This is a genomic window from Brevundimonas sp. NPDC092305, assembly GCF_044755415.1.
Lineage (GTDB): Bacteria > Pseudomonadota > Alphaproteobacteria > Caulobacterales > Caulobacteraceae > Brevundimonas.
This window is the reverse complement of sequence record NZ_JBIVQY010000001.1, coordinates 1,632,263-1,647,313: the sequence shown is the minus strand read 5'-3', so window position 1 is coordinate 1,647,313 and position 15,051 is coordinate 1,632,263. Positions and strand designations below refer to the sequence as shown.

Annotated in this window: 11 protein-coding genes; 4 read left to right on the top strand and 7 right to left on the bottom strand. The window is 68.8% G+C overall.

Annotated features, from left to right (window positions below):
* Positions 1 to 131: 131 nt before the first annotated feature.
* Entirely contained in the window at positions 132 to 1,673 is a 1,542-nt protein-coding gene (locus ACIQC9_RS08220) for a tetratricopeptide repeat protein (protein ID WP_400614310.1), read from the top strand.
* Here the strand turns inward: ACIQC9_RS08220 and ACIQC9_RS08215 are convergent.
* From ACIQC9_RS08215 to ACIQC9_RS08205, 3 genes are all read right to left on the bottom strand, one after another.
* Positions 1,670 to 2,455: a DsbA family protein gene (locus ACIQC9_RS08215; RefSeq protein ID WP_400614309.1), complete on the bottom strand. Its 786-nt coding sequence runs from the start codon at positions 2,453 to 2,455 to the stop codon at positions 1,670 to 1,672. The genes ACIQC9_RS08220 and ACIQC9_RS08215 overlap by 4 nt on opposite strands.
* 14 nt (positions 2,456 to 2,469) lie before the next feature.
* Positions 2,470 to 3,882, bottom strand: coding sequence for a M48 family metalloprotease (locus ACIQC9_RS08210; protein ID WP_400614308.1), 1,413 nt, complete (start codon positions 3,880 to 3,882; stop codon positions 2,470 to 2,472).
* A 65-nt stretch (positions 3,883 to 3,947) separates the two neighbouring features.
* Positions 3,948 to 6,596, bottom strand: coding sequence for a ribonuclease E/G (locus tag ACIQC9_RS08205; RefSeq protein WP_400614305.1), 2,649 nt, complete (start codon positions 6,594 to 6,596; stop codon positions 3,948 to 3,950).
* A 515-nt stretch (positions 6,597 to 7,111) separates the two neighbouring features.
* Here ACIQC9_RS08205 and ACIQC9_RS08200 point away from each other — a divergent pair.
* The 3 genes from ACIQC9_RS08200 to prfB all read left to right on the top strand — a co-directional run bounded on the left by ACIQC9_RS08200 (position 7,112) and on the right by prfB (position 12,023).
* Positions 7,112 to 8,278 (top strand): N-acetylmuramoyl-L-alanine amidase, encoded by a 1,167-nt coding sequence (locus ACIQC9_RS08200; RefSeq protein WP_400615434.1) that lies wholly within the window; start codon positions 7,112 to 7,114, stop codon positions 8,276 to 8,278.
* A gap of 77 nt (positions 8,279 to 8,355) precedes the next feature.
* A complete protein-coding gene (locus ACIQC9_RS08195; protein WP_400614303.1) occupies positions 8,356 to 10,776 on the top strand; it encodes a penicillin-binding protein 1A in 2,421 nt (806 codons plus the stop codon).
* A 124-nt stretch (positions 10,777 to 10,900) separates the two neighbouring features.
* A protein-coding gene (prfB, locus tag ACIQC9_RS08190) for a peptide chain release factor 2 (protein WP_400614300.1) occupies positions 10,901 to 12,023 on the top strand; the annotation gives its coding sequence in 2 pieces (ribosomal slippage) (positions 10,901 to 10,969 and positions 10,971 to 12,023; 1,122 coding nt in all).
* 6 nt (positions 12,024 to 12,029) lie between these two features.
* Here the strand turns inward: prfB and ACIQC9_RS08185 are convergent.
* The 4 genes from ACIQC9_RS08185 to ACIQC9_RS08170 are packed head-to-tail and all read right to left on the bottom strand — an operon-like array spanning position 12,030 to position 15,014.
* Positions 12,030 to 12,764, bottom strand: a complete 735-nt coding sequence (locus ACIQC9_RS08185) for an endonuclease/exonuclease/phosphatase family protein (RefSeq protein WP_400614297.1) — start codon at positions 12,762 to 12,764, stop codon at positions 12,030 to 12,032.
* A gap of 53 nt (positions 12,765 to 12,817) precedes the next feature.
* The gene (locus tag ACIQC9_RS08180; RefSeq protein WP_400614295.1) at positions 12,818 to 13,498 is read right to left on the bottom strand and encodes a TPM domain-containing protein; all 681 of its coding nucleotides are present in this window, start codon (positions 13,496 to 13,498) and stop codon (positions 12,818 to 12,820) included.
* Positions 13,492 to 14,325, bottom strand: a complete 834-nt coding sequence (locus ACIQC9_RS08175) for a TPM domain-containing protein (protein ID WP_400614293.1) — start codon at positions 14,323 to 14,325, stop codon at positions 13,492 to 13,494. Before ACIQC9_RS08175 ends, ACIQC9_RS08180 begins: the two co-directional genes overlap by 7 nt.
* A complete protein-coding gene (locus ACIQC9_RS08170) occupies positions 14,322 to 15,014 on the bottom strand; it encodes a LemA family protein (protein ID WP_400614290.1) in 693 nt (230 codons plus the stop codon). Before ACIQC9_RS08170 ends, ACIQC9_RS08175 begins: the two co-directional genes overlap by 4 nt.
* Between the last annotated feature and the right edge of the window lie 37 nt (positions 15,015 to 15,051).

Sequence of the window (15,051 nt, the reverse complement as noted above, 5' to 3'; positions counted from 1 at the left end):
CGGCGGCCGCGCTGCTGTCGGGGCCGGCGGCGGTGGCGGATGCGACGGCGGAGGCGGCGCTCGATGCGTTGCTGCAGAATCCGCCGATCTGAGGTGAACCGAATCGGGCTGACGACGCCGCAGGCGCGCCGGTGGCCGACATGGTCATGGTGGACGGCATCGGCTCGGACGGGTTCGATGTGGATGCGAACCCGGAGGCGCAGGCGTGGTTCAACTACGGCGTCCAGCTGCGCTGGGCGTTCCAGCATACGGAGTCGGTGCGGGCGTTCCAGAAGGCGCGGCTGCTGGACCCGACCTGTGCGATGTGCGCCTGGGGCGAGGCCTGGGCGATGGGGCCGAACCTGAACGGCGGGGGCAATGAGGATTCGGTCGCGCCGGCCGCGCTGAAGATGGTGCGGGACGCGCGGCGTAATGCGCGGGACGTGACGCCGGTGCAGCGCCAGCTGATGGATGCGCTGATCCAGCGATACTCTGGCCGCAAGGAGTCGCGTGACGATCGCTACGCCCGGGCCATGGACCGGCTGGCCAAGCGCAATCCGGACGACGTGCAGATCGCGACGATCGCGGCGGACGCCCAGATGCTGGCGGCGGAGTATGGCTGGAACGACGACGGCACGCCGAAGGACCCGCGCACGGGCCGGGCGCTGACCATTCTGGAAGAGGCTCTGGCCAAGGCGCCGGACGATCCGGGCGCGATCCACCTGTATATCCATCTGACCGAATGGTCGGCGGACCCGCACAAGGCGATCCCGTACGGCGAGCGGCTGGCGGCGCTGACGCCGAACGCCAGCCATCTGGTGCACATGCCGTCGCACACCTTCTATCGCGTCGGGCGGTACCGGGACGCGATGGAATCGAACATCAACGCCGTGGCGCTGGACCTGAAATATGACGGGCTGGCGCGGCCGCCGGGCGGGGTGAAGGGCATGCCGCTGCATGGCCACAACATCCACTTCGGCATGGGCGGCGCCCTGATGGCGGGCGGGGGGGAGCAGGGGCTGAAGCTGGCCGAATGGTTCCTGCAGACCTATCCTGACATTCCGGCGGACAACGCCTGGCGGCAGATCATGGCGAACGACGCCTATGCGATCTACGGCCGGTTCGGCACGCAGGCGCAGGTCGCGGCGCTGGAACAGCCGCCCGAGAGCCGGGTGCTGCTGCGGGTCAGCTGGCACTATGCGCGAGGCGAGGCGGCGGCGCGGGCGGGCGATGCGGCGGCGGTAAGAGCCGAGGCCGAGGCGATCGACGCCTTCCGCGGCTCGGCCAACTTCGGCTCTGGCCGGATGGCGGAGATGGCGAAGCTGTTCACCGAACTGTCCCAGCGCATTCTGGAAGGCCGGGCGGCGATGATCACGGGCGACGCCGATGCGGCGGTGGCGGCCTATACGCGGGCGGCCGAGATACAGGCCATGGAGGAGGAGGGCGGCGACCCTCCCGTGATCTGGTATCCGACCCGACGCAGTCTGGCGGCGGCGCTGCTGGCGAAGGGCGATGCGGCGGGGGCGAAGGCCAAGATCGAGGAACTGCTGAAGGACTGGCCCAACGATCCCTACAGCTATTTCGTCCTGGCCGAGGCGGAAACGGCGCTGGGCGACCGCGCGGCGGCGGCCGAGGCGATGCGGATGTCGCGGGTCGAGTGGATCGGCGGAGAGATGAAGCTGGGGCTGGCCTAGCCCGCCTTCGCCGCCCGGATCGCGCGGTCCAGTTCCGCCGGCTGGATGCTGGCCTGGGCCTTGCCAGCGACGAAGAAGGTGGGAGTGCCGACCAGCTGGAGCACGCGGCCGGCGGTGTCGGTGTCGGCCAGATGGCGGGCGACGTCGGGGCCGGCCATGTCGGCGTGGGCCTGGTCCAGAGTGACGCCGTGGGCGGCGAGGACGGCGTTGATGCTCTGTTCGTCCAGCGAGGGCTCGGCCATCAGGGCGCGGAAGACCTCAAGGTATTTGCCCTGACGGTGGGCGGCCAGCGCGGCGCGGGCGGCGTGGTGCGAGACGCCGTCGGAGCCGCGGTCGAGGATCGGCCAGTCCTTGAACACGAAGCGCACGTCGGGGTGGGCCTGCATCAGGCGCAGGACCTCGGGCGCGGTCGCCTTGCAGCCCGGGCAGCGGAAGTCGAAGAACTCCACCACCGTGACCTTGGCGTTCGCCGGGCCGAAGGCGGGGTCGCGGGCGTCGACCTGAAGCAGGGCGGGGTTCTGGTCGGCGCGTTCCTGGATGGAGGCGACCCGAGCCTGGTCTTCCTTGGTCTGCAGGGCGTCGCTGACCTCCTGAAGCACTTCGGGGTGGGTCAGCAGGTAGGTCCGGACGCGCGTATCGAACGGGCCGCTGACGACATAGGGAGCCACCGAGGCGATCAGGGCCACGATCGCCACAACCAGGGCGGCGACGCCCGCACGGCCTTCCGAGAAGTAACGGCTGACACCGGATTTTTCGGGCGACGGTTCGGGCGTGTCGGTCATGCGGGTTCTGATACTCAGCCTGCGGAGGCGGGAATGACGGCGGGGCGGTTGCGGGACTGGCGGCGGTCCAGATCGTCGACATCGTCCTGGGTGGCGCCCGAGGCGAAGACGATGTCCATGGCGCGGGTCCATTCGGCGGTGCCGGGCTGGAGCCGCTCACGGGCGCGCAGGGCGAACTGGGTGGCCTGTTCCTTGGCGCCGGCGGCGAAATACATCTCGGCCGAGGCGAGGCGGGCTTCGCCCTCCTTGCCCTGACTGGCGTAGGCCTGACTGAGCAGACGCCAGCCCATGGAGTTGTCGTGTTCCATGGCGGTGGCGCGCTTCAGCTGGTCGATGGCGCTGTCCAGCTTGTCGGGGTCGCCGGTCTCGATCATGGCGTGGGCCAGGTTGATGCGCAGCAGCGGAGCGTCGGGCTTGATTTCGACCGAGCGCTGGTGGGCGCCGATGGCCTCGGCCGGACGACCTTCCTCGAACAGGATCTGACCCTTCAGCTCCCAGAAGTAGGGGTTCTCGGGCTGCTCGCCGAGCAATACGTCGACGGCCGCGAGCGCCTTGTCGGTCTGGCCGTCGCGGTACAAGGCGATGGCGTGGGCGTAGCGGCCGGGAAGGGACGTGTCCGTCTCCGGGTAGTCGCGCAGTGCCTGCGCCGGCTGGTCCATGAAGGCGTGGATCTTGGCGAGGACCAAGGCGTGCTGGGCCATGCGTTCCGGGCTGTCGGTCTTGCTGTAGTTCGACTGCTCGGTGACGTAGCGGCGCAGATTCTCGATCCGCTGCGACGACAACGGGTGGCTGCGGAAATAGGGGTAGCGGCGGGCGTCGGAGAAGACTTCCTGCGACCGGAAATTCTCGAAGAAAGTGACCAGACCGCGCCCGGATTCCCCGGCGGCCTGCAGGGCGCGGGCGCCGGTGTTGTCGGCCTCGCCTTCCTGATGGGTCATGTAGCGCAGGGCGCTGAGGGTGCCGAAATACTGGCTGTTGCCCAGCAGCACGGCCCCCGCGTCAGGCGCCCCGGCGGCGATGGCGAGCGCGCCCAGGGCCATGGTCATCAGCATGGGCTGCATGCCGGCGTTCTGGGCGCCGTCACGCAGGGTGTGGCGGTTCTTGATGTGCCCCGCCTCGTGCGCGATCACGCCCAGCAACTCCCCGGGGTTGCGGGTGCGCAGGATCAGACCGGTGTTCAGACCCATGATCCGTCCGCGCGTGGCGAAGGCGTTCAGATCGTTCTCGTTGATCAGCAGGATCTCGATCTCGGACGGTTCGAGGCCCATGGCCGTGAAGACCGGGTCCGACCATTCGTGAATGATCGTCTCGATCTCGGTGTCGCGGATCGCACTCTGGGCCGCCGCGGGCGACGCCGCGGCCAGCGTCATCGCGACGGCGGCTGCGGCGCCCAGCGCGCGGACGACGGTCCTGGTTAGCCACGGCATCGCGGTCTCCCGAAAACCAGATACGCCCCCGCGTCCCGACATGGTCACAATCTAATCGCGGCCTTTCAGCGGCGCCACCACCCACGCTTGGGCTTTTCGGGCGGCGCGACGATCTGGTTCGGATCCTCGGCGATGATGGCGGCGACGTCCACCTCGGGCTCCGGAGCCGGCGTCCGCTCGACGACCGGCGCGGGCTTCGGTTCCGGCACGGTCGGCTCAGGCGCGGCAGCGCGCTCCTCGACGGCCTCGGCGGGAGTGACGTCCAGCGGAGCGACCGGGGCGACCGGTTCATCCTCGTTGGGCTCGACGTCCGACACCGGTGCGATGTCCGAATGCTCGGTGGCGCTGGCGGAGACCTTGCGGCGCACGCGGCGACGCTTGGGCTCCTCGACGATGGGCACCGGGGCTTCGTCCACGACGACAGCCATCGGCGTGTCGGGCGATCCGTCCGGCGGCATGCCTTCGTTGGTGGCGCGGGTCTCGACCTTGACCTCGTGCGTCAGGCCGGCGTCCGAACCGCGATCCCGGCCCCGGCCGCGACCGCGACGGCGGCGTGAGCGGCCAGCCCGTTCACCGCCGGGCTCGCCCTCGGGACGCTCGCCCACGAACTCCTCGACGTCGGCGGCGGCAGTTTCACTTGCGGCAGCCTCGGCGCGCGGGGCCCGCTCGGGGTTGATCGGGTCGAACCAGACGTAGGGATCGTCCAGCGACGGCGTACGGCCTCGCACCCAGAAGAAGGCGTCGCGCTCTGGTGCGCCTTCCTCACGGACCCGGCGTCCGCCACGACGACCGCGACGACGGCGGCGTCCGGCTTCGGAATCGTCGTCGTCCTCGCCGGCGTCGACCGGAGCGGCCTCCACGGCGGCATCGGCGTCATCGCGCGATCCGCCACGGCGACGGCGGCGACCGCGTCCACGACCGCCTTCGCCGTCGTGGCGTTCGGCGCGTTCGCGGGGTTCGTCGTCATCGGAGTCTTCGCGATCGAGACCGTCGTCATCGTCGTCGATGATCTCTTCGTCGTCCTCGTCCTCGTCGATGTAAGCGCTGTCGTCGAAGTCGTCGTCCAGATCCACGAAGACCTCCGCGCCCTCGGGCGGGGTGAAGTCCTCATTGGTCTCGGTACGCTCGATCGTCTGCTCGCCCTGACCCAGGGTGTCGTCGATCAGGATGACGACGTTCAGGCCGCGCTGGTCCAGCAGGCTCTGCAAATAGTCGCGCTTGTGGTTCAGGATGTAGAGGCCGACGGCGGTGCAGACGCGCAGGTTCACCGATCCCGCGCCGTTGCGGCCCGCCTCGATATCGACGGCGCGCAGGGTGACCAGAGCGGCGCTCTCGGCCGAACGAATGCGGCCGGCCCCCTGGCAGTGGGGACAGATCTCGGTGGCGCCCTCGATCACGCCGAGGCGGCGACGCTGGCGGCTGATCTCCATCAGGCCGAAGCCGGAGATGCGGCCCATCTGGATGCGGGCGCGGTCGCGGGCCAGCGCATCCTTCAGCGCCTTCTCGACGGCCCGGTTGTTCTTCGACTCCTCCATATCGATGAAGTCGATGACGATCAGGCCGGCGAGGTCGCGCAGGCGCAGCTGGCGGGCGGCCTCGACGGCGGCCTCGAGATTGGTCTTGAACGCCGTCTGCTCGACGTTGCGTTCCTTGGTGGCGCGGCCGGAGTTGACGTCGATGGCGACCAGCGCCTCGGTCTGGTTGATGACCAGATAGCCGCCTGACTTCAGGTTCACGACCGGCTGGTGGATCTGGGTCAGGATCTCCTCGATGCCGTTCGAGGCGAACAGCGGGCGAGATCCCTGGTACAGGTGCACCTTCTTCGCCTGCGAGGGCATCAGCACCCGCATGAAGTCGCGCGCTTCCTTGAAGCCCTGCACGCCCTCAACCTGGATGCCGTCGAAGTCCTTGTCGAACATGTCGCGGACAGCGCGGCGGACGAGGTTTTCTTCCTCGTAGATCAGGGCGGGGGCGTTGGAGGCCAGGGTGGTCTCGCGGATCGTCTCCCACAAGCGCAGCAGATATTCGTAGTCGCGCTTGATCTCGGCCTTGGTGCGCTTGGCGCCGGCGGTGCGGATGATCAGGCCCATACCGCGCGGCACGTCCAGCGCGGCGGCGGCGGCCTTCAGACGCTTGCGGTCGGTGGCCTGGGTGATCTTGCGCGAGATGCCGCCGCCCTTGCCGGTATTGGGCATCAGCACGCAGTAACGGCCGGCCAGCGACAACCAGGTGGTCAGGGCCGCGCCCTTGCCGCCGCGCTCGTCCTTGACGACCTGCACCAGCAGGATCTGACGGCGCTTGATGACGTCCTGGATCTTGTAGCGGCGCATCAGGCGGCGCTTCAGACGCTCCTCGTCGGCCAGACGGGCCTCGGGATCGGCCTCGTCGTCGGTGCTTTCGCGGCCGAGGTCATCCTCGTGGTCATCGTCATCATGCGCTTCGGCCATGATGGCTTCGCGGTCGGCGACCGGGATCTGGTAGTAGTCGGGGTGGATCTCGTTGAAGGCCAGAAAGCCGTGGCGATTGCCGCCATACTCGACGAAGGCGGCCTGAAGGCTGGGTTCTACCCGGGTGACCTTGGCGAGATAGATGTTGCCCCGAAGCTGACGCTTCGAGCGGGATTCAAAGTCGAATTCCTCGACCTGACGGCCCTCGACGATCGCGACGCGCGTTTCTTCCGCGTGCGCGGCGTCGATCAACATGGTCTTTGACATGGAGTGGTTCTTTCTGGCGCGCTCTGGCCGGGCCGGTCAGCGCTGGGCTGACGGGCGGGGCGGCTCGCCGAATGGGGGTGATGCGGGCGGACGCGTGCGCACGGTCGTCGCCACGACGATTGTCGCGGGCGGCGGCGGTCGGTTCAGACCGGTTAAAGGCGCAGGCGGCAGTGCCCATTGATACAGTTCGGTCCTGAACCCGTTCGCGCCCGATAAGGAGGCGGCGGCTGGGTTCGGTCGTCGCACCGGTCGCCTGTCGGGCTTCCGGTCCTCGGATCATTGAAAGTCATCGCCGCGGGGAATGCGCATCCGGTCCGGCGGTGAGCCGAAGGACGCGATCTGTTCGCGAGCGCTACAAGCATAGTGACGCTGTAAGCGAATTGAAAGGCGAATGGCTTTAACGCCTTGTCGACTCTGTTCGCCCATCATCCCGCCGCCGAAGAAGGTGGGTATCCGTCAGAATGCGCGGTCTGTTGCGTTTCAATCTGTCGAAGTGGCGTGGTCGCGAGTGGACGATGACGGCGCTGTCGTTCGTCGTGCTGTGCGCCATGCTGGCGATCGGCGGGCGGAGCCTGGCATCGGGCGCCATGGGCGAGGTGATGCGCGTGCGGTTCGGGGGCGACGCCGAACGGACGCGGGTGGTCATCGATCTGGACCGGACCTCGCGCGGGCAGGTGGTCGACAATGGCGATGACGGGCGCGTCGTCCTGTCGCTGGCTGGCGTTTCTCCCAATGCGGGCCTCAACGGGACCGGAGCCGGTCTGGTGCGGACGTGGCGGGTCGCGGGCGCGGGCGGCGCCTCGCGTCTTGAACTGGAACTGGCGTCGAGCGCCGAGATCGAGCGGCGCTTTCTCCTGCCGCCGGGCGACGGGATCGCTCACTATCGATATGTCGTCGACCTGAAGGCGACCGGTCGGGCCCCGACGGCGCGCACGACGTTGCCGCAGCGTCGACCAACGCCGCGCACAGAGCGGCCGCTGATCTATATTGACGCCGGACACGGCGGGCGCGATCCGGGCGCGCAGGGCGCGCATGCCCGGGAAAGCGAAGTCACCCTCGCGGCGGCGCTCGCCCTGAAGCAGGAGCTTGAGCGCACCGGACGCTATCGTGTGCGGATGACGCGCGAGGCGGACACCTATGTCGACCTGTACCGCCGCGTGTCGATCGCGCGGACGGCGGGGGCGGACCTGTTCATCTCGCTGCACGCCGATGCGGGCGGCGATCCGGCGACGCGGGGGGCGAGCGTCTACACCCTGTCCGAACAGGGCGCGGGTCGGGCGGTGCGGGAGTTCACGCGCGGCGAGAACTGGCACCGCAGTCTGAACCTGCCGGGCCGCGACGCCTCGGTGGACCGTATCCTGCTGGATATGACCCAGCGCGAGACCCAGAACCGCTCGGCGGTGCTGGCGCGCAGCCTGCTGGGCGAACTGGAATCCTCGAACCATCCCATGCTGCGTCGAAGCCACCGCGACGCCGGTCTGGCGGTGCTGCTGGCGCCCGACGTGCCGGCTGTGCTGCTGGAGATGGGCTTCATCACCAATCCGGAGGATGAGCGCCTGCTGACCGACACCCGGGCGCGCCGTCGTCTGATGCGGGCGGTGGCGGAAGGGATCGACGGCTATTTCTCGGCGCCCGCCGGAACGATCCAGATGGCGTCCACCGGCGCTGTCGGGGCGCACTGACAGGCTGAGGCCAAAGACGCTCTAGCCGACGGCCCCCGACGCGGTCTAAACGAACAGTCGCGCGTCACTCGGAGTGCATGGTGAAGATAGCCGAACGCTGGTTCGTGATGGCGGGCGTGGTCCTGCTTGGCGGCATCGCCGCAGCCGGGCTGGCGCTGGCGGTCTATGCGGCGTGGCTGTTCCACGATCTGCCGGACGCGTCCGAGCTGGCGGACTATCGCCCGGCGACGGCGACGCGGGTTTACGCCGGCGACGGCACCCTGATCGGCGAGTTCTCGGACGAGCGTCGGATCTACGTCTCCTACGATCAGGTGCCCGAGCAGGTGCGGCACGCCTTCATGGCGGCCGAGGACCAGAACTTCTTCAACCACGGCGGCATCGACGTGTCGGGGCTGGGCCGGGCGATGTTCAAGAACGTCTTCAACGCGGCCACGGGTCGGCGTCTGGAGGGCGGATCGACCATCACCCAGCAGGTGGCGAAGAACGTGCTGCTGACCAATGAGTCGAGCATCAACCGCAAGGTCAAGGAGGCCATTCTGGCCAACCGACTCGAGGCGGTGCTGACCAAGGAGCAGATCCTCGAACTGTATATGAACGAGATCTTCCTCGGCTATCGCTCGTACGGCGTGGCCGCGGCGGCCTACAACTATTTCGGCAAGTCGCTGGACCAGCTGACGCCGGACGAGGCGGCGTTCCTGGCGGCGCTGCCGAAGGGGCCGAACAACTATCATCCAAAGCGCCACCCCGGCGCGGCCAAGGGCCGGCGCGACTGGGTGCTGGGCGAGATGCGCCAGAACCGCTGGCTGAGCGAGGGCGATTATGAGCAGGCGGTCGCGCGTCCGCTGGTCGCGCAGGACGCGCCGCGCCGGGCCCAGTACGCGGACGCGGACTTCTTCGTGGAGGAGGCGCGCCGTCAGGCCATCGCGCGCTTCGGCCGGGAGCAGGTGCAGCGCGGCGGCTACTACATGCGCACGACGCTGGACCCCACCCTGCAGTCGGCCGCGCGCGACGCGCTGATGAAGGGGCTGGAGAACTACGATCGTCGCCACGGGTGGCGCGGGGCGTGGGGCACGACCGACTTCGCCGAGGGCTGGCAGGCCAAGGCTATGGATGGCCAGCGTCCGCCCGAGCGACGGGCGTGGGAGGCCGCCGCGGTTGAGTCCGTCTCGGGCAACAGCGTGCAGATTCGCACGGCCAAGGACGACCGGACCGGAAGCCTGATCAACGCGGACGCCGCCTGGGCCAATGCGAACAGGCCGCTGAAGCGGGGCGACCTCATCTTCGTCGAGCGGACCGGTTCGGGCTATGCGCTGAAGCAGGTGCCGATCGTGAACGGGGCGCTGGTGGCGATTGAGCCGACGTCGGGCCGGGTGCTGGCGATGGTCGGCGGCTATTCCTACGCCCTGTCCAGCTTTAACCGGGCCACGCAGGCGGAGCGCCAGCCGGGGTCGGCGTTCAAGCCCTTCGTCTACGCGACGGCGCTCGAGGGCGACTACACCCCGGCCTCGATCGTGCTGGACGCGCCGATTAGCTTCGCGGGCGGGCCTAACGGCACGCGCTGGAGCCCCGAGAACTACAGCCGCCAGTACTATGGCCCGCAGACGCTGCGGCGCGGGCTGGAGCTGTCGCGGAACGTCATGACCGTGCGGCTGGCCCAGAGCATCGGCATGAAGAACGTCGTCGACCTCGCGGACAAGATGGGCGTCGGCAAGATGCAGCCGAACCTGTCGGTGTCGCTGGGGGCGGGAGAGACCACGCCCTATCGCCTGACCGCCGCCTACGCCGCCTTCGTCAACGGCGGACGCCGGATCGATCCGTATCTGATCGAGATGGTTCAGGACCGGGACGGCGAGACCATCTATCGCGCCGACGACCGACGCTGCCGCGAGTGCGGCCGACCGTTCAGCGGTCAGGAATCGCCGCGACTGCCGGCGCTGGGCGATCAGGTCATCGATCCGATCACCGCCTATCAGATCAGCTCGATGCTGGAAGGCGTCGTGCAGCGGGGCACAGCCGCCAGCGCGCGAGGGCTGGGACCGTTCGTCGGCGGCAAGACCGGCACGACCAACGAGTACCGTTCGGCCTGGTTCGTGGGATTCACTACCGACATCGTGGTCGGGGTCTTCATCGGCTTCGACGACAACCGGTCGCTCGGTTCCGGCGAAGCGGGCGCGTCGGCCGCCGTGCCGGTGTTCACCGAGTTCATGCAAGCGGCGCTGCGCGAGCGGCCGGCGCGGCCGTTCGTCAAGCCGAAGAACGCGATCTACCGCTCCGTCAACGGCATCGAGGAAGCGTTCCGCCCCGGCACCGAACGGCGTCGCGAGGAGAACCAGCGTCCGCTGGGGCCGACCACGCCGCTTGGTCCCCAGAACTATAACGAGATGGTCCAGCGCGAACGCGAGCAGCGCGACGCCGGCCCGCCGATCGAGGGGCCGAGCCAGCCTGCCGCGCCGCCGCCGAAGAAGGAGCCGGCCGAGGACTTGAGCGGGCTGTACTGAGGCTCTAGGTAAGGGCTCACCCGGGCGCGCTTGGAAACGAGCGCGCCCTTAGTTTCTTCTCTGTCCCTATCGCTCGACCCGCGGGGTCTCGCTGTTTGAGGGACGCTGTCGCACGGAGTTGCGCATGAGACCGGATGTCGAGGCCATGAAGGCCGACATCGAGCAGAGCATCGCTCTGCTCAGGAGGCGTCTTTGACTGGGATGTCGCTCTAAGAAAGCTCGATGAGCTGAATGCGCGGGTCGAGGACCCGACGCTGTGGGACAATCCCGAGGCCGCACAGGCGGTGTCGCGCGACCGGTCGCGGCTGGAGAGCCAGGTCAACACCGTCCGCGAGATGGAGACCGGGCTGGAGGAGGGCGTGATGCTCTCTGAAATGGCCGACGAGGAAGGCGACGAGGCGACGCTCGACGAAGCGCGCGCACAGCTGAAGGCCATCAAGGACCGCGCCGCCCGCGCCGAGCTGGAAGCCCTTCTGTCCGGAGAGGCCGACGGGAACGACGCCTATCTGGAAGTGAACTCCGGCGCCGGCGGCACCGAGTCCAATGACTGGGCCGGCATGCTGCTGCGCATGTACAGCCGCTGGGCGCGGGCGCACGGCTATGAGGTCGAGATCGAGGCCGAGGAGTCGGGCGAACAGGCCGGCATCAAGTCGGCGACCATCCTGATCACCGGGCCGAACGCCTATGGTTGGCTGAAGTCGGAATCGGGCGTGCACCGGCTGGTGCGCATCAGCCCCTACGACGCCGCCGCCAAGCGCCATACCTCGTTCGCCTCGATCGGGGTGTCGCCAGTGGTCGACGACGCCATCGAGATCGACATCAATCCGTCGGACGTGCGGACCGACACCTACCGCGCCTCGGGCGCGGGCGGTCAGCACATCAACAAGACCGACTCCGCGGTGCGACTGACGCACATTCCGACCAATACAGTGGTGGCCTGTCAGGCCGGCCGCTCGCAGCACCAGAACCGCGAACAGGCGTGGAAGATGCTGCGCGCCCGCCTGTACGAACTGGAGCTGCAGAAGCGCGAGGCGGCGGCGCAGGCGCTGGCCGACGCCAAGACCGACATCGGCTGGGGTCACCAGATCCGGTCGTATGTCCTGCAGCCGTATCAGATGGTGAAGGACCTGCGGACCAACGTGGAGACGTCGGATACGCAGGGCGTTCTGGACGGCGATCTGGACGAGTTCATGGGTGCGGCGCTGGCGGCCCGGGTTGGCGAGACCCGCGGCTCGACGACGGAGTAGGGCCGCCTAGGCCCTGATTTCGAAATCCACGACCAAGGGCAGGTGGTCCGACGCCGCGCGGGCCATGGGCGAAAGCGGGGCCAGGACGCGCGTGATCTCGATTTCCGGGCTGACGAAGCAGTGGTCGATCCGGATCGCCGGGAAGTTGGACGGGAATGTCTTCACCGTCGGCCGCATCTTCAGCAGGCGCTGGCAGTCGCCCAGTTTCGCCGCGAGCGCCTGATAGGGGCGGGTGATCGACGTGGCGTTGAAGTCGCCGGTCAACAGGGTCGGACCGACGCACTCCTCATGCCCCAGCCATGCCGGGCCGCAGAGCGCCGCCGCCTGCAGCCGCTGCTCGCGCGGCACCAGACCCAGATGGGTGTTGATGACGTTCAGCGAGGCGCCGCCGATCTCTATCCGGGCCCACAGGGCGCCGCGCGGCTCCAGCCCCGGCACGCCGCGGATGGTCGGCAGGGCGCCGGACTTGATGAGCCGCTCGGGGTGCGGAGTCAGGATGGCGTCGCCGTAGAGCTCGGCCTCGACCCGCATGGCGGCGTGGAAGTGGACCTGCATGGCGAGGTGGTCCGCGATTGTCTGCGCCTGATCGACGTGGCCAGTGCGGGCGCGGCCGACGTCCAGCTCCTGCAGGCAGACAATGTCCGGCTCCTGCTCGGCGATAACGGCGGCGATGCGCGCGACGTCGAGCCGGCGATCCATGCCGACGCAGCGGTGCACATTGTAGGTGAGGAGACGGGGCATGGGGCGGGTTCTGGCTAAGCTCTTTCGCCGCTGATTGCGACCTCAAAGCGGCGTCAGATGACGACCAGCCGGTCCGCCACCTCATTGGGATTGTCCGGGCGCGGAGGGAAGTGCGCGGCCAGCACCTCGCCGCACAGGGCGATGGCGCGTTCGAAACCGGCGGCGGGGTCGTCGGCCTTCATGCCGTCGGCCAGCGCCTCGGCGGCGTCGGCCCAGACTGCATCATCGACCCTGGCGTGGATGCCCTCGTCGGCGACGACCTCGACCTGATGATCCGACAGAGAGGCGAAGATAAGCACGCCGGTGCGGGCTTCGGTGACATGCAGGCCGTGGGCAAGGAACTGTTCGACGGCGGCACGGCGCACCCGGGCGCGACGGATGCTGCGGGGCGTGATGACGCGGCGGACTCCGGGGATGCAGGTGAAGGCGTAGGCCAGTCCGAAGACCAGCGCCTGAACGAGGGCGTAGGCCAGCAGGCTCTGGCCGATCAGCACCGCCGGCGCGACGTTTGCGGCTTCCCAGCCGAACGTCGGCAGGTCGGGGATGAAGCCGAACGGGATCAGGGCGATAGGCAGGATCAGCGCCGCGGCCGCTGACCACAGCAGGGCGACGTCACGATAGGACGACACGCGCCGGGCCAGCACGCAGAAGACCTCGCCGGAGGTAGCCGCCTCGGCCGCCGCGATGGCGCGGGCGATGCGGGCGTGGGCGTCGGGAGCGAGTTCTTTCACCATCCGCCTGACGCGCCTCCGCCGCCGAAACTGCCGCCGCCGCCGCCAAAGCCGCCGCCACCAAAGCCGCCGCCGCCACCGCCCCAGGACGACCGGCCGCCGCGCTGGGACGCTGCGCTCGCCGCGGCCGCCCAGAGCCAGGCGTTGTTGCGCCGTCGTCCGCGCCGTCCTCCACCGCCCATGGCGAACAGGAAGAAGAGGAGAAGCAGGATCAGGAAGATGGTCCCGACGCCGATCGCTGGGGCTGGAGAGCTGCGCTCTTCCGCAGCCTGCGCCGCGCGGGCCTGCGCCTCAGACGGATCGAGGCGGAGCTGCTCGTCGATCGCATCGACGCCCTGAACGATGCCCCGCTCGTAATCTCCATCACGGAAGGCGGGCAGGATGTCGTTGCGGATGATCAGGCCGGACAGGGCGTCGGTCAGGATCGGCTCCAGCCCGTACCCGACCTCGATGCGCACCTTGCGATCGTCGCGGGCGACCAGCAGCAGGACGCCGTTGTCGGTCTCGTTCTGGCCGATGCCCCACGCCCGACCGAGCTGGTAGCCGTATTCCTCGATCTCATAGCCCTGAAGATCGGGCACGGTGACCACGACCAGTTGATCCGACGTGGTGGTCTGCAGGGCTTCCAGTTTCGCGGTGATCTGGCTCTCGGCTGCAGGCGAGAGGAGTTCGGCCTGATCGACGACGCGCCCGGTCAGGGTCGGGAAGTTCGGTGTGCGCTGGGCGAAGGCACTCGGGGCGACGAGCAGGCAGGCGACAAGCGCGATCAGCCAGACCGTCGCGAGACGGACCACCGACGGTCGGGCCGGGATCACCGCGCCGGCGATCACTGGGCCGGGGCTGGCGTGGCGACGGGCGGGGTCGATCCGGGCGTGACCGGCGCCGCGGTTCCGCCGGGCTGGGTCGCGGGGTTCAGGCCGTCGAAGTTGACCGTCGGCGCCGTCTGGGCGCTCTCGGTCGCGGCGAACAGCTGCATGGGCCGCGAGCCGCCGTGGATGGTCTTGGCCCACAGCACCGTCGGGAAGGTCCGCAGCGTCGTGTTGTAGGACTGGACAGCCTCGTTGTAGTCGCGCCGGGCGATGCCGATGCGGTTTTCGGTGCCCTCGATCTGGGTTTGCAGGACGAGGAAGTTCTGGTTCGACTGCAGCGTCGGATAGTTCTCGACCACCATCAGCAGACGCGACAGGGCCTGCGACAGCTCGCCTTGCGCGGCCTGATAGCGCTGGAAGGCCGCGGGATCGTTGACGGTTTCCGGGGTGACGGTGACGCCCGTAGCGCGGGCGCGGGCCTCGACCACCTGCGTCAGGGTCGTGCGCTCCTGAATGGCCGCGCCCTGAACGGTGGCGACGAGGTTGGGGATCAGGTCGGCCCGGCGCTGGTACTGCGACTGGACGTCAGCCCAGCGCGCCTTGGCGGCCTCTTCCTGGGTCGGGATGGCGTTGACGCCGCAACCCGTGGCGGCGGGGGCCAGCACCGCGACGGCGGCTATAGCGGCGAAACGCGAGTTCAACCGAGGCATGGACATCTCCTGACAGCCGGGAACCGGTAAAGGACTA